General features: G+C 58.3%; 14 protein-coding genes and 1 tRNA gene. 11 read left to right on the forward strand and 4 right to left on the reverse strand.

The annotated features are described in order from the left end of the window. Positions 1–178: 178 nt before the first annotated feature. Positions 179–1201: a zinc-binding alcohol dehydrogenase family protein gene (locus JNN07_12190; GenBank protein MBL9168494.1), complete on the forward strand. Its 1023-nt coding sequence runs from the start codon at positions 179–181 to the stop codon at positions 1199–1201. A 58-nt stretch (positions 1202–1259) separates the two neighbouring features. Then, complete coding sequence (locus JNN07_12195) at positions 1260–2063, forward strand: M48 family metallopeptidase (GenBank protein ID MBL9168495.1); 804 nt, start codon at positions 1260–1262, stop codon at positions 2061–2063. Between the two features lie 199 nt (positions 2064–2262). Here the strand turns inward: JNN07_12195 and JNN07_12200 are convergent, their stop codons facing one another. Both JNN07_12200 and JNN07_12205 read right to left on the reverse strand, forming a co-directional pair. Further along, a complete protein-coding gene (locus JNN07_12200) occupies positions 2263–4215 on the reverse strand; it encodes an AAA family ATPase (GenBank protein ID MBL9168496.1) in 1953 nt (650 codons plus the stop codon). Between the two features lie 54 nt (positions 4216–4269). Next, positions 4270–5427, reverse strand: coding sequence for a methyltransferase domain-containing protein (locus JNN07_12205; protein MBL9168497.1), 1158 nt, complete (start codon positions 5425–5427; stop codon positions 4270–4272). A gap of 207 nt (positions 5428–5634) precedes the next feature. Between JNN07_12205 and JNN07_12210 the strand changes: the two genes are divergently transcribed. Continuing rightward, a complete protein-coding gene (locus tag JNN07_12210) occupies positions 5635–7002 on the forward strand; it encodes a DUF1552 domain-containing protein (protein ID MBL9168498.1) in 1368 nt (455 codons plus the stop codon). Here JNN07_12210 and JNN07_12215 read toward each other — a convergent pair. Both JNN07_12215 and JNN07_12220 read right to left on the reverse strand, forming a co-directional pair. Then, positions 6992–8020 (reverse strand): class I SAM-dependent methyltransferase, encoded by a 1029-nt coding sequence (locus JNN07_12215; protein MBL9168499.1) that lies wholly within the window; start codon positions 8018–8020, stop codon positions 6992–6994. The two genes, JNN07_12210 and JNN07_12215, sit on opposite strands and share 11 nt — an antisense overlap. A gap of 136 nt (positions 8021–8156) precedes the next feature. Beyond that, on the reverse strand, positions 8157–9401 hold the full coding sequence (locus JNN07_12220; GenBank protein ID MBL9168500.1) for a PQQ-like beta-propeller repeat protein: 1245 nt from the start codon (positions 9399–9401) through the stop codon (positions 8157–8159). Positions 9402–9500: 99 nt separating this feature from the next. On the opposite strand from JNN07_12220, the gene galE reads away from it, so the two are divergent. The 8 genes from galE (at position 9501) to JNN07_12260 (ending at position 17264) form a co-directional block, all read left to right on the forward strand. After that, positions 9501–10472: a UDP-glucose 4-epimerase GalE gene (gene galE, locus JNN07_12225; GenBank protein MBL9168501.1), complete on the forward strand. Its 972-nt coding sequence runs from the start codon at positions 9501–9503 to the stop codon at positions 10470–10472. A gap of 74 nt (positions 10473–10546) precedes the next feature. After that, the gene (locus JNN07_12230) at positions 10547–11503 is read left to right on the forward strand and encodes a segregation/condensation protein A (GenBank protein MBL9168502.1); all 957 of its coding nucleotides are present in this window, start codon (positions 10547–10549) and stop codon (positions 11501–11503) included. Positions 11504–11505: 2 nt separating this feature from the next. Beyond that, the gene (scpB, locus tag JNN07_12235; protein MBL9168503.1) at positions 11506–12240 is read left to right on the forward strand and encodes an SMC-Scp complex subunit ScpB; all 735 of its coding nucleotides are present in this window, start codon (positions 11506–11508) and stop codon (positions 12238–12240) included. Next, positions 12237–13307 (forward strand): prephenate dehydratase, encoded by a 1071-nt coding sequence (gene pheA / locus JNN07_12240; GenBank protein MBL9168504.1) that lies wholly within the window; start codon positions 12237–12239, stop codon positions 13305–13307. Before scpB ends, pheA begins: the two co-directional genes overlap by 4 nt. Next, the gene (locus JNN07_12245) at positions 13288–14493 is read left to right on the forward strand and encodes a DUF5009 domain-containing protein (protein MBL9168505.1); all 1206 of its coding nucleotides are present in this window, start codon (positions 13288–13290) and stop codon (positions 14491–14493) included. Before pheA ends, JNN07_12245 begins: the two co-directional genes overlap by 20 nt. 151 nt (positions 14494–14644) lie before the next feature. After that, positions 14645–14721, forward strand: a tRNA-Gly gene (locus JNN07_12250). A 275-nt stretch (positions 14722–14996) separates the two neighbouring features. Continuing rightward, the gene (locus tag JNN07_12255) at positions 14997–15719 is read left to right on the forward strand and encodes a TVP38/TMEM64 family protein (GenBank protein MBL9168506.1); all 723 of its coding nucleotides are present in this window, start codon (positions 14997–14999) and stop codon (positions 15717–15719) included. Positions 15720–15740: 21 nt separating this feature from the next. Beyond that, positions 15741–17264: a mercuric reductase gene (locus tag JNN07_12260; GenBank protein MBL9168507.1), complete on the forward strand. Its 1524-nt coding sequence runs from the start codon at positions 15741–15743 to the stop codon at positions 17262–17264. The last annotated feature ends 337 nt before the right edge of the window (positions 17265–17601 follow it).

The following is a 17601-nucleotide window of genomic DNA, read 5'->3' on the forward strand; positions in this document are numbered from 1 at the left end:
GCCCTTTCCCCCTTTCCCACGCCCCGATGGGCCGACACGGCCCACACTACATTGTAGCGCGGGCCGTCCTCGGCACGTCGGGCCACCAACCGGGAAACGTCCGGGACACACGTCGCTACAGCGAGCCCCCCGAAATTAAATTGAGACAGCCAGCCGGATGTCCTATGTATACCACTACATGCAGGCCATCTTACTGGAAAAACCGCAGCAGTTCACCGTGACGCAAATCCCGGAGCCCGCCCAGCCTGGACCAGGTGAAGCGCTTGTTCGAGTTCACCGCGTCGGAATCTGCGGCACCGACTACTCAGGCTTCCTCGGCAAGATGCCATTCTACAGCTATCCGCGCATTCCCGGACATGAGTTGGGTGTTGAAGTCTTGGCCGTAGGCACCGGGGTGACCAACGTAGCTCCCGGCGACCGTTGCTCGGTCGAGCCCTACATGAACTGCCAACGCTGCTCGGCGTGCCAGCGCGGACATACCAACTGCTGCGAAAACCTTCAGGTGCTCGGGGTTCACACCGATGGCGGATTACGCCCCCAGTTCCTAGTCCCAGCCCGCAAGTTACACCTGTCCAAATCGCTGAGCTTCGAACAGTTGGCCCTCGTCGAAACCCTCGCCATTGGCTGCCACGCCGTCAATCGAGGCAACCCACAACCCGGAGAATCGGTCCTCGTGATCGGCGCCGGGCCCATCGGACTCTCCACCATGGAGTTCATCCGCCTCACCGGGGCCAAGACGATTGTGTTGGACCTGAACGAGCAACGGCTCGAATTCTGCCGACGCGTGATGAAGGTGGATCACACGATCGCTTTCAAGGGCGATGGCTCCGAATTAGAACAGCTGAAAGCGGTTACGAGTGGCAATCTGCCCGACGTCGTGATCGATGCCACGGGCAGCAACAAATCAATGTCCAACGCCCTGAACCTGGTGGGCTTCGCGGGGCGTTTGGTTTTCGTGGGGATCACCACTTCGGAAGTTTCCTTTGGGCACCCGTTGATGCATCGCCGGGAGATGACCCTGCTCGCGAGCCGGAACGCGCTCCCCCCCGATTTCACTCGCATCATCAGCCTCATCGAAAACGGCCAGATCGACACGAAGCCCTGGATCACTCACCATGCTGACTTTAGCGAAATGATCGGACGCTTCCCTGACTGGCTCAAACCGGAGACCGGAGTCCTCAAGGCCGTGGTGCATGTCTGACCTCCATCATTCACAGTCGCCTTACCCCTTACCCCTCATCACTCGACTCTCGATGCCCATGAAACCGAAATCGGACCGCTTTCTACCCCTCGTCACCCTCGCCCTCGCTGTCTGGATCTTTACGGGTTGTATGACAACTCCCGAAACGGGACGCAGTCAGCTCATTCTCCTGAGCGCGGAGCAGGAGACCAAACTCGGCTTTCAGTCCTTCGACCAGCTGAAGAAGCAGACGCCCATCAGCAAAAATGCTGCGGCGAATGCCCAGCTTCAGCGGGTAGGCAAGCAGATCGCCGCCGTGGCTGATCTCCCGGGAGCTCAATGGGAGTTCGTTCTCTTCGAAAGCAAGGAGCCCAACGCCTTCTGCCTGCCTGGAGGAAAGGTCGGAGTGTACACCGGCATTCTTCCCCTCACCAAGGACGATGCCGGCCTAGCGGCTGTCATCGGGCATGAGGTTGCCCACGCGGTGCTGCGTCATGGCAACGAGCGCGTCAGCCGCTCCATGCTCTGGCAAATGGGGGCCACCGCTCTGGGTACCGGCATGTCCGTCTCAGCGGCTGATCCGCGCGTCGCCATGGCAGTGCAACAGGCCTATGGGGCCGGATCTCAAGTCCTCTCCGAGCTACCCCATAGCCGAGACCAAGAGTCGGAGGCAGATCGAGTCGGACTCCGCTACATGGCGCGAGCCGGATATGATCCGGAGGCTGCTTTGGGCTTCTGGCAGCGCTTCGCGGCCTTCAACTCTCAAGCAGGTGGTGGCGGCGGATTCTCCTTCTTGCGCACTCACCCTACCGACGCAACCCGCGTCAAACAAATCCAGGCCTGGCTGCCCGAAGCCAAGGCGCAATACCGCCCGCGCCAATAGCCTTCCGGGTCAATTCTCCGCTTCAGCCCAATCCATACAGTAGGGCGGCATGCGGTTGCGCAGCGGGTTTTTGCGAAAACCGAGGCGTGAGGAGCAAGCGTATTGAGCGAAATACGTAAGCGACGAACCACGAAGGATTTCGCAAAAAGATCTAGCAAACGCGTGCTGAACGACTGCATGGATTGGGCTTCAGGCGGTGCTATGACGGCAGGACAGGCTCGGCAAACTCAGCGTCGTAGTTTTGGGAGCAAGCCGTGCATTGCGCGTCTTTGAGCTGCGCTTCCGAGGTCCACGAGTAAACCTGCCGACAGCCCGGGCAGACTACTCGGTAGACACCGCCCCGGCGGTGGAAATCGGCCAGATAATCATCGGAGATCGCTCCAAAGTCCGCCGGCTCGAGGGTCATCAGGGCCTGAGCGGTGACTTGCTCCGGCGCCAACGCCGCCAGGCGCGACGCCTGGGCGTTGATGACTGTTTCGAAAAGATTGCGCACGAGACGCGCATTCCCAAAATTCACAGTCCGATCCGCATGGGCCGCGTCAAAGTGATGAATCAGCTTCAACCGCAACACCGGATTCAACTTCAAGCCGCTGCGACGGCAGAGGAGGCTGAAAATCCGACACAACTCAACCGGCGTGTAGTCCGGAAACTCGATATGGCGGTTGAAACGGGAATGCAGGCCGGGATTCGAATGGATAAAGCGCTCCATTTCGACCGGATACCCCGCCACGATCACGATAAGCCGATCCCTTTCGTCCTCCATCCGCTTCAACAGGGTCTCGATCGCTTCCGCTCCAAAGTCTTCATGGTCCTTAATGAGTGCATACGCCTCATCGATGAAGAGGATCCCGTCGCGCGCCGAGTCGATGACTGCATTGGTTCTTGGCGCCGTCTGACCAACATATTCCGCGACCAAGGCCGAACGGTCGCACTCCACCACATGCCCCTTCTTCAGCACACCCAATGAACGAAAAATTCTACCCATCAAGCGCGCGACCGTGGTCTTCCCGGTGCCTGGGTTTCCGGTGTAGACCGAGTGATAGCTTGTCGGGATCGGCTTCAAACCCTGCGTGATGCGCAGCTGTTGAATCTTGGCGAAATTCGCCACCTCGCGCACCCGAGCCTTCACATCAGCGATACCCACCAGCGAATCCAACTCCTGCAGAACCTGGGAGAGCTCCTCCGGGCGTATGATCGGAGAGTTGGTCATCGCCACGTTGCGGAAATCCCGGCAGAGATGGGCGATCTGGGCCAGGAGGTAGTGATTGAACCGACTTTCCCGCGAGGAGACGGATCCGTCGAGAGAGCTAAACGCTTCGAGCACCTCCTGAACCAAGAACTCGTAGTGAACTACCAACAGCGCCGGCAGCTGTAGCTTGCCCACGACTCGCGTCATCTCCTCAAAAGAGTGGTCCAAACCTTCGCGTACAGCCGGGGCAACCGCCTCATGCAACTTGTTCACCTTCTCCCGGGCACCATCGAGGTACTCCGAAACCGCATCCTTCACGTGGAGCGAGCGCGAGGCAGTGGGCGGCCGATTCAAGGCTTGAAACCGCTCCTTTTGGTCACGACGGAAGTAACCGGGCACAGTGGCCGCAAGCTCCTCCGCCCGACCGCTATACAGGCAGGAGACCCAAAAGTGAGCCGACGCATCAGCGAGCAAGCTGAACTCGGTGCGAGGAAAGAACACCGACCACGCTCCGCCCACCATCCGTCGGAAAGCGTCGAACAACGACGCCAAAAGATCGACAGTACCCTCGGGGGTCTTCTCGTAGGAAAGCTCCGGAGAGGTCAGTATTTCCAAATACTCCGCGAGCAATTTTGCGCTGTAAAGAGCTCGGAGCAACTGTTCCAGGGGCCGCCGCGCGCAGCCCGTCACATCAGCGATCTCATCGAGTTTGCCCAGCAACGTGCGCCAACTGGCCAAATAGGCCCCATCGACAGCAATGACCCGCTCCGCACAGGCCGCGTCGATGAGGGACAGGTTCTGAAAGTAAGTGACAACCTCCAGGGTGTTCTGCTTGTTGAACAACATCAGGCCCTCGTATTCCAAGGGGTGGATCCGGCGCGACTCCGGATCGCCCATCACGGCCGCCAAGAGGCTTCCGGGCACCAACGGATGGGTCTTGAGATCTCTAACGAGGGCGTTCATGCGAAGTGGCTTAACCGGAGGGTGAAGAGCGACACCACCAGAGTCATGTCACCCTCAACAACAAGCCCCTCCATCGCAACACCTACTGGCGTCGGTTGTCGCATCGTAGGCAGCTCCCTTGGTCGCCTGCGGATGACGAAGGCGCATCTCGGAACAATCGAAGGGGCGGGCTTGGTCCACTGGAACACTGAGGAGGGGCTCGATCGGCTCAAAGTGATCCCGATAAGGGGAGCGCTGGTAGAGCTGGAAGGTCTTGTCACAAACCGCATACCGACGCCCGCGTTCAAACCGATGCCCGTCATCATCCAGCACCTCCTTGAAAGGCCCTCGATAAATCACCGCCTGGTTTCGGTCGAGGCAGGGCCCCTGCTTGCCCTTGAACGCCCGAATGGTCACCGACCGAAACTCGATTCCACGCACGGTTCGCCAGGGCTCACGGTCGCGTTTGACAATCTCCACCCCATAGAAGCCTGCCCGTTCAAATGCTTGAAGAAACTGATCCTCCGTGAAGGCGCCGGAAATGCAACCGGACCAGAGCTCAGCATCCTCCTGCAGCTCGACTGGCACTTCCTCATCGGACACAATGTCCGAGATCACCACTCGACCACCCTTCCGCAAAACTCGAAACAGTTCGTCGAACAAACGTGACTTATCCCTGGGATTCACCAGGTTGAGAACACAGTTCGAAACCACCACGTCTACCGAGTCGGCGGCCACTAAAGGGTGAGAGGCGCGCAGTTCGTCAGCCCTCGACTCAATCGCCAGAAAGGCCGAGACGCTTTGGATGGGATGGCTTTGCAAGCTCGCATCGAGTCGATCCAGGTCCAAGGCAAGGTCCTGAATTCGCCCTTTTCGAAATTCGACATTCTGCCACCCGATCGCTTCCCCGACTTGGGCTTGGTAGGAACGAGCGAGCGACAGCATCTCATCATTCATGTCCACCCCGATCACCCGCCCTTCGGGTCCGACGACCTGGGAGGCGATAAAGCAGATTTTGCCGGCCCCGGACCCCAGATCGAGCACGGTTTCACCGGGATTCAGATACTGGGAAGGATCTCCGCATCCATAATCTCTCTCCAGAATCTCCGGAGGGATCACCTTCAAAAAGCGTGCGTCATACTGCACAGGGCAGCAGAGGGCTTCAACACGGGTCTGGGCGGCGGCGGAGTATCGTTCCTTGACCGCCTTCTCGACATGAAACTGGGCAGGCATAAGCGTGAACGTCATTAAGCCCCACTCGCCCCTTGGCGAGCAATAGGGAAAAGGTGGCTTTTCAGCGCGAGTGCTTGTTGCTGAGCCAACCCCCTGAAAAAGCAGCCTGCGAGCCGGACGCCGTTCCCGGGTCTGGCACGGAACTACAAACTGGCCATTTCAGCTGAACATCGCTAGATTGAGAGTCGTCTAGGTAAAGTCATGAAAATGCGAGTTCAGCTCCAAACGGGATCCTGGCGTATAGGACGGAGAACCTTCTTGAAGGGTCTCGGGACCGCTCTATCACTTCCCGTGCTGGAAGCCATGACCCCGATGACCAGCCGAGCTGGATCCACGGTTCCAGGGGGAGCCCTACCCCGCCGAATGGCTTTCATCTATGTGCCGAACGGGGCGAACATGCCAGACTGGACGCCCAAGAGCACCGGAACGCACTTCGAGCTTCCGTTTATTCTGGATCCTCTGAAACCACATCGGGACGACCTACTCATTCTCAGCGGCTTAACTCATGACAAGGGCCGCGCAAATGGAGATGGTGCCGGCGATCACGCCCGGGCCTCTGCCTCGTTCCTAACCGCCGCACAACCTCGCAAAACGCAAGGTGCCGATATCAAGGTCGGAATCTCGGTCGACCAGATGGCCGCCCGAAAGATAGGAAATTTAACCCGCTTCGCTTCGCTAGAACTGGGTTGCGACCGTGGACAGCTCTCGGGCAACTGCGATTCTGGCTACAGCTGCGCCTACTCGTTCAATATCGCCTGGAAAACGGAGTCGACTCCGCTTCCTCCCGAAACGAACCCGAAACAGGTATTTAATCGGATGTTCGGGAACGGCCTGCCCTCCGAGTTGACCGAGCGCAATTCCAAACAGGCGCTTTACCACAAAAGCATCCTCGATTTCGTTCTGGAGGACGCTCACAAACTTCAGTCTCAGCTGGGGGCCACCGACCGTCGCAAGCTCGACGAGTACCTCACGGCGGTTCGAGAACTGGAGATGCGGATCGAACGTGCGGATCACCTCGCCGCAACTCTGCCCGATCGCAAGGCACCAGCAGGAATCCCCGCCGAGAATGAAGAGCACATCCGGATGATGTACGATCTGCTCGCCCTCTCCTTTCAGACCGACTCGACCCGAATCTCCACCTTCGTGGTGGCTCATGATGGTAGCAATCGACCCTATCCCCAACTGGGTGTGCCCGAGGGTCACCACGATCTGTCCCATCACGGAAGGGATGAGGCCAAGCGTGCCAAACTCGCCAAGATCAATCGGCACCACGCCACGTTGTTCAGTGAATTCTTGGCGAAGATGAAATCAATTCAGGAAGGCGAAGGTAGCTTGCTTGATCAGTGCACTATTTTATACGGGAGCGGGTTAGCCGATCCAGATGCTCATTCCCACGAAGATCTTCCCATCCTGCTAGCAGGCAAAGGGGGAGGAAGCCTCAAGACCGGTCGGCACATTCGGTACCCGATCAACACTCCCATGGCCAACCTGTTCCTGACGATGATGGAGGAAGCGGGAGCGAGCTATGAGCGCATGGGAGATAGCACCGGGAAACTAAAGCAACTCAACGGCTAGAGGTGGGTTTCGGACGTCCAACCAGCCAAGAGTAGGTCACCAGCAGATCCTCTACGGGATGATGTTGGAACTCGGGCGCCAATCGGATTCGCCGCAACTCACGCAGCTCTCCCAAAGTGTTTTGCTCCTTAAGGATCTCGTAGCCCCCTTCCCGGAACGCGCGACGGTGATCGGCGATGCGCAACCGGTTGAGCGGAATGATCCCATTGTTCCACCGGCGAAACTCCTTGTCGGTGTACTGAAGGAAGTTGAATGGACTGATCGAAGGATCAAAGGTGGCATACTGATCCTCCAGCCCAATGAAGTGGGACATCAGCGAGTCCGCGGATGAAACGCGTCGGAATTCGTTAAACAGGGCAATGAGGTCGGGGTAGAGGATATGCTCAAGAACGGTGCAGGAGCAGACCAGATCGATGCAGCCGGCGGGTAGACCAGTCTGGCGCGCATCCCCGACGCGAAGCTCAATATTCAAGGTCTTGAGAAAAGCAGCGGGAGTCTCGGAAACCTCGCGATCGAGATAACCTCGAAGCAAAGAAAGTCGCTCGGGCTGCAAACGCGGAAGCCGCTGTACCAACTCGCCGGAATCCTGCAGCTCACAAAAGTAGCGCGCCACTTGCCGCAGTGTGTAGGTCGAGAGTAACGGGTTGATGTCGTAGGTAACAACCTGGGATGCTCCCGCCAGATACAGGCCCACCGGCAATACCGGAAACCAGCCCGTCCCAAGCTCTAAAGCAGAAAACGCCTCCTTGGGCCGCAAGCTGAGAGAATGGTAATGATCAAGATGCTTCGCGCATTGACCCAGTTTGATCCTGAACCCGCTAGGGCTCAGTTCCAACCCGCCAGTCACGTAACGTTGGAATAGTTCGTTCCACCGGTGGCTCCAGGGCAAGGCTGCCATTCCCCGCTGGATCAGCGCTTTGACCATCCATTTCCGCAGGCCAAACCGTGGCCTCGGATCAGGAAGGTCACCCGCTCCAGCGCCCACAGAATGGCTAGAGGGTTCAGGAGAGGGCGTCATAGTTGCGAAGGCTGGAATAGGTGACTGTGCTCGAGGAGAAGCCCGGAATGGGCCTCCCTTGCGCCTGGATCGCGATCAGCAGCATTGGACAGGATTAACCCTGCCAAACCGCCTCGACCGCGAAGATAGGAGGGCTTTAGGGGGCCTTCACGTCGTAACAATAAATCAATTCCTGGTCCCGCAAGTACAGCTTTCCATTGCTGATTACAGGATGCGTCCAAATCCGCCCTTGCGGTTTCCGGAGCGTAGTTTGGGGGTCCAGAGTAAAGCGTCCGTGCTCCGTCCACTTCTTCGGAGACGCCTCGGCGAGCACCAAGGTCCCGCTGCCTTCCTCGAGGCAATAGAGTCGCCCGTCAGCAAAGCTCACCGCGCCTTTCCCGAATGCTTTCGAGCTCCACACCTCGGCTCCGGTCTTGAAATCCTGACACGTCCAACCTGCCCCGTCCGAATGCCCGTAAACATGATCTCCTACGAGAATGACCCCTCCGTGGTGGTTCTTGATAACCTTGTTCTGATACACATCCGAAACTTCGTTATTCGGACCGACCTTGACGAGTTTGCATCCCACCCCGTAGCCAGAAGTGATATAAACCAAGCCATCTCGGTAGATGGGTGTAGGAATCACCGCAACCTTGCCCTGCCAGGGAGAACGCCAGAGAACAGTCCCATCCGCAGGCTTCAAACCAACCACGGTGGCGGCGGTGAGCTGGATGTATTGTCGAACACCATGGATTTCTCCAATAATGATGGAGGCGTAATGCGCGTCATCCGTAAAATCTTTAGTCTGCCAGATTAGCTTTCCCGTCTTTTTGTCCAGAGCAGCCACGGTCCCCTTGCCTCCGCCGGGAGTGCAGACCACCTGATTGCCATCCACCAAAACAGACTCACAGTAGCCCCAGCCTGGCACCTTGCCGCCGAGGTCCTTCATCGTGGTTTGCCAAACGAGCTTGCCATCCGCTGTCTGGGCACAGATCAAACCACCCTTCGCTCCCAAAGCGTACACCAGATCCCCGTCGACGGTCGGTGTACTCCGGGGTCCATCACCCCAATCATTGGGATAGGTCTCCCCCACCGGCAAAGCCCATAGCTTCTTGCCAGTCTCCGCTTCGAAAGCCATCAGGAATTCCTGCTTATCAATGGCCCCCATGGTGAAGAGCTTGCCCTGAACGACCGAAAACCCGGCATAACCAATCCCACCCTCTTTGGAGAGCCACACGCGCTTCGGCCCCCCCGCCGGCCAGCTCTGCAGCAAACCCGTCTCTGCGGAACGATCGGTTCGATCGGCCCCTCTCCACTGCGGCCAATCAGCCGCCCACGAAGACGAACTGACGGCGCACAGGCTGGCTAGGAGCAGGATTCGGGGGAGAAAGGACACGTTCATAGCAGGAGATGGACGCATAAGGGCCCCTGCAGCTTCAAGCCGAAAGGATGGCTTTTTGTCATTTCCATGCCAGGCATCCTTTCTCATACTGGATCACTAATGAACATCCTGATAACAGGTGGCGCAGGTTACATCGGTTCCGCTTGCGTGGAGTTCTTCCTCAATGCGGGGCATGTGGTTACGGTTTATGATAACCTCAGCGAGGGACACCGCTCCGCTGTCCACCCCCAAGCTCGCTTCGTGGAAGCCAATTGCCTCGATCGAGCGGCCCTAAGCAACACGCTGCAAACCAATCAGATCGAAGCCGTTGTGCACTTCGCCGCCTCCGCACTGGTCGGCGAATCCATGAGCCAGCCAGGAAAGTATTTTCACAACAATACCGTGGCCACACATGCTATTCTGGAAACCTGCGTGGCCGTGGGAGTCAAAAAATTCGTCTTCAGCTCCACTTGTGCCACCTTCGGTCTGCCCGAAACCGATAACCTGGCCGAATCTCACCCTCAGCGTCCCGTCAATCCATACGGCGAATCCAAGCTCTTAATCGAAAGGATGCTGCCTTGGTATCACCAAGCGCACGGCCTAAACTACGTCGGATTGCGCTACTTTAACGCTGCAGGAGCTACTAAACTCTTCGGTGAACACCACCGGATCGAAACTCACTTGATCCCCAACGTGCTCAAGGTGGCCCTGAAGCAATCCGCCGGATGCGAGGTCTTCGGCCATGATTATCCCACTCCGGACGGAACGTGTGTTCGAGATTACATCCATGTGGAGGACTTGGCCCAAGCCCATCTTTTGGCGCTCAGCCCAGGAAAGTTGGGTTTCTACAACCTGGGAAACGGCGCGGGCTACTCGGTGCTGCAAGTCATCCAAACGTGTGAGCGGTTAAGCGGTGCGAAAATCCCTTACGTCTTGAAGCCTCGCCGGGCTGGAGATCCGCCGCGTTTGGTCGCGTCGGCTGAGAAGGCGATCTCGGAACTCGGGTGGAAGCCCCGCTATCCCAGCCTAGAACAGATCGTCGGAACGGCCTGGAGCTGGCACCAAGCTCACCCCAACGGCTATCCCGATTGACCGACTAAACCGTTGCCAACCCGCGATGCCTCCCGTTACATATCGCCTTCCCGTCGCGTCGAGCCCCGGGTCACATGTCTGAATACAAAGTAAAATTTGAGGTCTTCGAAGGCCCTCTCGACCTACTTCTTTACCTGATCAAAAAGGAAGAGGTGGATATTTATGAAGTCAACCTGACCCAAATCGCGACGCAATTCATCGAATACATCGAGGTGATGCGGATGCTCGACCTGGAGATCGCAGGTGAATTCTTAGTGATGGCCGCCACCCTGATGTACATCAAAAGCAAGGAACTGCTCCCCGTGGAGCAACGTCCGGTGCAGGATGAGGAGGAGGAAGGAGAAGATCCACGATGGGAGCTTATTCGCCAACTCGTCGAATACAAAAAGTTCAAGGATGCGGCCGCCCAACTGCAAACCCTGGAAGCCATCCAAGAGGAGGTCTTTCCTCGGATCCCGGGCTTGGTCAAATTCGAACCCGAGGAAGCCTCGAGCCGCCCCCAAGCCTCCCTATTTGATCTCATCAATGCGGTCAACTCGGTGCTCAAACGCCTAGGCGGCGAGCGCGAGGATGCCCGCGAGATTTATGAAGAGCGCTGGACGGTCAGCGAGAAAATCGAACTCCTTCTCAAATCGGTAAGCGAACGAATATCCCTGCGCTTCTCGGAACTCTTCGAGAAGGCGGGGAGCCGAACGGAAGTGGTGGTCACTTTCTTGGCCGTTCTGGAACTCATCCGCTTGCGCCAGATAACCGCAGTCCAAGCCGAAACCTTCGGAGAAATCGAAATCACTCGCGCCGTCCCAAGCAGCGAAGTGCCTGCTTCCCCGGTCGAACCAACCATCCCAACCCCAATCCAGGCTTCCAACGCCAACTCAGACGATTCGGACGATTCGGATGACGATTCGGATGACGACTCGGACGATGATGACGAGGACGATGAGGGGGATCCCGAAGACGCCAAGAAATCCCGCACAGACACTAAGGTAGCCGATCCCGAGGAGGATGCCCCCGAGTCGCACGACTCGAAATGACTATGGAACTTAAGTTGATTCTTGAATCTCTCTTGTTCGCCGCTCAAAAGCCGCTGAGCGCGCACGAGCTCCGTACCGTTCTTTCAGCCGCCGCGGAGCATACTGAAGACGAGCTCGTGCGGAGCTTCAAGAAGACCCCCTCCGAAAACATCACCACTGCGCTGGAAGAACTCCAACGAGATCACGAGACCAATGCACGAACCTTCCGCCTGGTCTGCGTAGCCGGGTCCTGGCAGTTCGTTAGCCAACCCCAGTATGCCCCCTGGCTACGTTCATTCCTGGGACAAAAGGTGCGCCCCACCCGACTCTCTCAACCCGCCTTGGAAACGCTCGCCATCATCGCCTACCGACAGCCGGTCACCCGGGCAGAGGTCGAACAAATCCGAGGCGTCGCTGTGGATGGCGTCATGCAAACCTTGCTGGAGCGAGGACTCGTTGAACAGTCTGGCCGGGCTGAAGTACTGGGGCGTCCTTCCCTCTACAGCACCACTCACGCCTTCCTCGAATACTTCGGATTGCGCGCCCTGGAAGACCTGCCAGCGGCAGACGAACTCCGACGGATCGTGGTGCAGAAGCCAGAGGCGTTGCTGACCATCGATCCAGGGCTGGCCACAGCACCTCCCGACCAACCACTGCAACCCGAGCTCGCCGCTTCTCCGGATGCCAATACTCCCGCCCTGGAATCGCCCGGCGGCGCTGCACCGGAAGGACACCCCCAACCGGCTACCCAAGAATGAGCATCTCCGACAATCGCAAAGCCATCGACCAGATCGACGAGAAGATCGTCCAACTCTTGAACGAGCGCACTCGCCACGTGCTCGAAATCGGCGCCATCAAACTCAAGGCGGGCGAGGAAATCTACGCACCGCACCGTGAGCGAGCTGTGCTCCAGCGGGTATGCCGCCTGAACCACGGGCCCATCACGGCCGATTCGTTGCGCGCCATTTACCGGGAGATCATGTCCAGCGCACTATCGTTGGAGAAAACGATGACGATCGCCTACCTGGGACCGGAGGCAACGTTTACTCATCAGGCAGCGATTCAAAGATTCGGTGCCAGCCTGAACTACTCTGCGCAGCGCACCATCGGAGACGTGTTCGCTGAAGTGGGCCGGAGCCGCGCGGACTACGGGGTCGTCCCCGTCGAAAATTCAACCGAGGGTGTGGTCACTCACACCCTCGACATGTTCGCCGACAGCGACTTGAAGATCGTTTCGCAAATCGTACTGCCCATCCGGCACTGCCTGGTGAGCCGGGTGGAAAGAACCAAGATTAAGAAGCTCTACATCCACCCTCAAACCCTGGCCCAATGCCGAGGGTGGCTGCACAAGCATTTTCCGCAGGTCGAGGTCATCGAAACCTCCTCGAATGCCAGATCAGTCGAACTGGCGTCCAGTGATCGCTCCGCCGGAGCCCTGGCCGGCGAGCTGGCGGCTGCCCAGTATGGAGTTCCGGTGCTCGAGCACGATATCCAAGACAACGCCACCAACGCCACTCGGTTCCTGGTCCTGGGACGGCAGTGTAGTCCGCCCACGGGCCAAGACCGCACCAGCATCATGTTCAGCATCCAACATAAAGTGGGTGCTCTCTACTCCGCTCTCTCCCCCTTCCGCCGCTACCGCTTGAACATGACCAAGATCGAGTCGAGGCCTAGCAAACGAAAAGCCTGGGAATACTTTTTCTTTGTAGACTGCGACGGCCACCAAGAGGATCGAAAAGTGGCTAGTGCTCTCGCCCAACTCAACGAACATTGCAATTTTGTGAAAGTCCTGGGCTCCTACCCCAATGGAGACACCACCACCTAATCGCAATGTCCCCGCCGGGGGGCAACGGCTGGCGTCAATCGATGCCTACCGCGGGTTCGTCATGTTTCTAATGATGGCCGAGGCTCTCTCCTTTGGGAAAGTCGCCGCGAATCTTCCCGACAGCGGTTTCTGGCGCTTTCTGGATCACCAGCAAAGCCATGTGGAGTGGGTAGGCTGCGTGCTACATGACCTGATCCAACCTTCGTTCTCCTTCCTGGTCGGGACCGCCATGGCTTTTTCCATCGCCAGCCGTCAGGCGCGCGGCCAGACGGGATGGCAGATGTTCCGTCACGCCCTCGGTCGTTCCCTCGGCCTGGTCTTCCTTGGGGTTTTTCTGCGTTCCACCGGACACAAACAAACTTACTTCACCTTCGAGGACACCCTGTCGCAAATCGGGCTAGGCTACACTTTCCTCTTCCTAATCGGAACCCGCTCACCCCGGTTCCAGTGGAGTAGTTTGGTCGTACTGCTCTGCGGGTATTGGCTCTGCTTTGCCCTCTACCCACTGCCCGGAGCGAACTTTGATTGGAGCCAGACCGGCGTTAGCCCAGATTGGGCCCACAACCTTCAGGGGTTCGCCGCTCACTGGAACAAAAACACCAATGCGGCCTGGGCGTTCGACCGATGGTTCTTGAACCTGTTTTCCCGCGAGACTCCCTTCCTGTTCAATGGCGGTGGCTACTCCACCCTCAGTTTCATTCCTACCCTGGGCACCATGGTGCTGGGACTAATCGCAGGTGGATGGCTGCGCCAATTGACCTCCCCGAAAGACCGACTCCGAAATCTGGCCATCGCAGGGGTCGCGGGCTTGCTCCTAGGAAGCGTGTTGGATCAGACGGGCCTCTGTCCTAACGTAAAACGCATTTGGACGCCGGGATGGACCTTGTTCAGCGGGGGATGGTGTTTTCTCTTGCTGGCCGGGTTCTATGCACTCGTGGATGTTCAGGGCCGGAAATCATGGGCTTTCCCTCTCACGGTCATCGGAATGAACTCGATCGCAGCTTACTGCATGGATCATCTCTTCGGCGGGTTCTTGCGTCGCTCGCTCGAGATCCATCTGAGCCCCAAGCTCTTCAGCCTCTTTGGCACACCCTACATCCCACTGATCAAGGGAACGCTGCTCCTCGCCTGCCTCTGGCTTATCCTGTGGTGGATGTATCGCCGAAAAATTTTCCTGAAACTCTGAGACTGCCCGGCTGAACGGTCTCGAAACCCACCGTTTTCCTCTGATTTAACTTAGAAAGTCCCGGACGATCAGGGTTCGCGGAGATTCAAAAATCAGGACTTGCAATCGGGCCTGATTCACTTAAGTTAACGCCCTGCTTTGCAGCTTGGAAGCGAGCGTAGCTCAGTCTGGTAGAGCGTCACCTTGCCAAGGTGAATGTCGAGGGTTCGAATCCCTTCGCTCGCTCCATTTTTTGCTCTGCAGCCCCCTCCGTTGGTTCATGTTTTCCTCGTTCTTGTTCTCCGGATCACGCTCCCCCTGCCATTAAGTTTCACCCCTGCGGATTCTCGACTGTGGATTCATCAACTCTCCCGGAAAAACACGCCCGTCTTGGTCAGGTGTGTTCGTCCGCAGGTGAGATCCGGGCTGCAATCCTCATCACGAGGTAATCCATACGCAACCGCACTCCCGCTGGAAATGACAGCTTGCCAGTTGCCCCCTAAAATTTTCAGACTCGACCCACCGTGACGAGTGCATCCGAGCCGCCTACCTCCACCGCTGCCCCCACCACCAGCACCCGGTGGCGCTGGTATCTTGCCTTGGGCGCTCTCCTGGCAGTGGGCGTCGCCACTCGCTATCTGCCGTTTCAGTCGATAATCAAGGACACGCTCGACTCGATCGGACGCCTTGGCGGCTGGGGACCCGCGCTCTTCATCGCCAGTTACATCCTAGCTACGGTTCTCTTTATCCCCGGCTCCGCACTCACGCTCGGCGCCGGTGCCGTATTCGGGTTCGCGTGGGGTTGCGCCTACGCTTCTGCGGGTTCAACCTTAGGGGCGCTGTGCGCATTCTGGGTCGGACGCCATTGGGCTCGCGATGCCATCGCTCGTCGCCTACAAGGCAACTCTCGATTCAATGCGATCGACCAGGCAGTGGCTCAAGATGGTTGGAAGATCGTCCTGCTCACTCGGCTATCCCCCATGTTTCCGTTCACTCTGCTAAACTATGCGTTTGGGATCACTCGGGTCTCGATGCGCGAGTATGCGCTCGCCTCCTGGATCGGTATGATGCCGGGCACGGTGCTCTACGTCTACCTCGGATCACTCGCCCACGAAGCAACCGGCGAGCGCAAGCGCTCGCTCGCAGAATGGATTCTGTATGCGATCGGTTTGGCGGCGACCTTGATCGTCACCGTGGTGATCACGCGCCGCGCCAAAAAAGCTCTGTCAGAGCGGATCCGGCCTTGATCCTCCCAGCCTCCCACCGCCATGAACGCCTCCACCCCTCCTCTCGCCGAACCGTGGGATAGCCACAACCAACGGCTGGTCGCTCACGTGCACCCGCCGGATTGGAAGAATCCGACGCCAGCAGCCCGCTACAATCTCGTGGTCATCGGGGCTGGCACCGCCGGGTTGGTGACAGCTGCCGCGGCAGCAGGATTGGGAGCGAAAGTCGCCCTCATCGAAAAACACCTCATGGGTGGTGATTGCCTGAATGTCGGATGCGTCCCTTCCAAGGCGCTCGTCCGCGCTGCACGGGCCATCGTGGACGTGCGGCAAGCCGGACAATTCGGAGTGCATGTGCCGGCGGGCGTGAAGGTCGACTTCGGCGAAATCATGGAAAGGATGCGCCGGCTCCGCGCGGAAATAAGCCCACACGACTCGGCGAAACGGTTCTCAGAGCTGGGTGTGGATGTCTTCCTGGGAACTGGATGTTTTGTCGACCCTGAGACGATTAGGATCGGGACAGACAACCTACGATTTCACCGAGCCGTGATTGCCACCGGTGCCCGCGCTGCTATCCCTGCAATTCCTGGACTCGAGGAAGTTGGCTTCCTAACCAACGAAACTCTCTTCTCCCTGACGGAGCTGCCCAAGCGCCTCGCCATTATTGGAGCCGGGCCTATCGGCTGCGAAATGGCTCAGTGTTTCGCGCGCTTCGGATCCCAGGTATTTCTGCTCGGATCCCCGGAGGGCATCCTAATCCGGGAAGATCGCGACGCTGCCCGCATCGTTCAGAACGCTCTGGTGCGAGACGGGGTGACCATGCTGTCGTCAGGCCGATCACTGCGTGTTTCCCGCACGAAATCTGGAATCCAGCTCACGTTCGGGAAACAATCCCAGGATCCCGACCTCGAGGTCGATCGGCTGCTGGTTGCGGTGGGAAGAACTCCCAACCTAGAAGGACTGGGCCTGAATCAAGTTGGGGTGGAATCGACAGCACAAGGTGTCGTTGTCGACGATTTCTTGCGCACCACCAACCGCCGAATTTATGCCTGCGGTGACATCTGCTCTCCATTCCAGTTCACGCATGCCGCCGATTTCATGGCACGCATCGTTGTTCAAAACGCTCTGTTCAAGGGACGCTCGCGCGCCAGCTCCTTGGTGATCCCTCGGGCAACTTACACGTCACCCGAGCTGGCGCACGTTGGCCTCTCTCCACAATCCGCCGAAGCCCTGGGCATCCGCATCGACACCTTCACACAAGAGTTGGGCAAAGTGGATCGGGCAATTCTCGACGAAGAAACGGAGGGCTTCGTACGCGTGCACGTGCGACGCGGGGGCGATCATATCGTCGGAGCAACCGTCGTGGCAGCACACGCCGGGGACTTGATTGGCGAGCTGGTGGTGGCGATGCGCGGCGGTATCGGTCTGAAAACCCTCGCATCAGCCATTCACCCCTACCCCACCCAAGCTGAGGCGATTCGCAAGACAGGCGATCTCTACAACCGCACCCGCCTCACGCCGTTCCTGAAGGCGCTCTTCAAACGCTGGCTGGCTTGGCAGAGATGATCTTCTCGTGGCCCGGGCCTCCTTACTCGGCTGCTACACTCCCAACGGCTGTAACGGACGCGAAGGAGGGGGACGCTATGGAGCGCGGAGACATGTCTCCGCTTTTCCTGCGGGCTACGGAGTGGCTGGAGGTGCGCCTAGAGTGAGTGCGTGGGCGGAGGAGGTGAGGTAGCGTGAAGGAACAGCGGTGTCGTGCCCTAAGCATTACCCACAAGTTCTTCGACCAAATGTTAGAATCCCAAAGGGATTCCGGCTCAAAGCCCAGGGTTGGCGCGACGCAGGAGCGCCTACCCTGGGTTAGTCGTGGTTTTCTCACAACCCCATCGCGGGTTGCGCT

The organism is Verrucomicrobiales bacterium, assembly GCA_016793885.1.
Lineage (GTDB): Bacteria > Verrucomicrobiota > Verrucomicrobiia > Limisphaerales > UBA11320 > UBA11320.

Bases quoted from the DNA above. Each gene is read 5' to 3' on its own strand.
- JNN07_12190 (MBL9168494.1), top strand. From the start codon at position 179: ATGCAGGCCATCTTACTGGAAAAACCGCAGCAGTTCACCGTGACGCAA.
- JNN07_12195 (MBL9168495.1), top strand. From the start codon at position 1,260: ATGAAACCGAAATCGGACCGCTTTCTACCCCTCGTCACCCTCGCCCTC.
- JNN07_12200 (MBL9168496.1), bottom strand. From the start codon at position 4,215: ATGAACGCCCTCGTTAGAGATCTCAAGACCCATCCGTTGGTGCCCGGA.
- JNN07_12205 (MBL9168497.1), bottom strand. From the start codon at position 5,427: ATGCCTGCCCAGTTTCATGTCGAGAAGGCGGTCAAGGAACGATACTCC.
- JNN07_12210 (MBL9168498.1), top strand. From the start codon at position 5,635: ATGCGAGTTCAGCTCCAAACGGGATCCTGGCGTATAGGACGGAGAACC.
- JNN07_12215 (MBL9168499.1), bottom strand. From the start codon at position 8,020: ATGACGCCCTCTCCTGAACCCTCTAGCCATTCTGTGGGCGCTGGAGCG.
- JNN07_12220 (MBL9168500.1), bottom strand. From the start codon at position 9,401: ATGAACGTGTCCTTTCTCCCCCGAATCCTGCTCCTAGCCAGCCTGTGC.
- galE (MBL9168501.1), top strand. From the start codon at position 9,501: ATGAACATCCTGATAACAGGTGGCGCAGGTTACATCGGTTCCGCTTGC.
- JNN07_12230 (MBL9168502.1), top strand. From the start codon at position 10,547: ATGTCTGAATACAAAGTAAAATTTGAGGTCTTCGAAGGCCCTCTCGAC.
- scpB (MBL9168503.1), top strand. From the start codon at position 11,506: ATGGAACTTAAGTTGATTCTTGAATCTCTCTTGTTCGCCGCTCAAAAG.
- pheA (MBL9168504.1), top strand. From the start codon at position 12,237: ATGAGCATCTCCGACAATCGCAAAGCCATCGACCAGATCGACGAGAAG.
- JNN07_12245 (MBL9168505.1), top strand. From the start codon at position 13,288: ATGGAGACACCACCACCTAATCGCAATGTCCCCGCCGGGGGGCAACGG.
- JNN07_12260 (MBL9168507.1), top strand. From the start codon at position 15,741: ATGAACGCCTCCACCCCTCCTCTCGCCGAACCGTGGGATAGCCACAAC.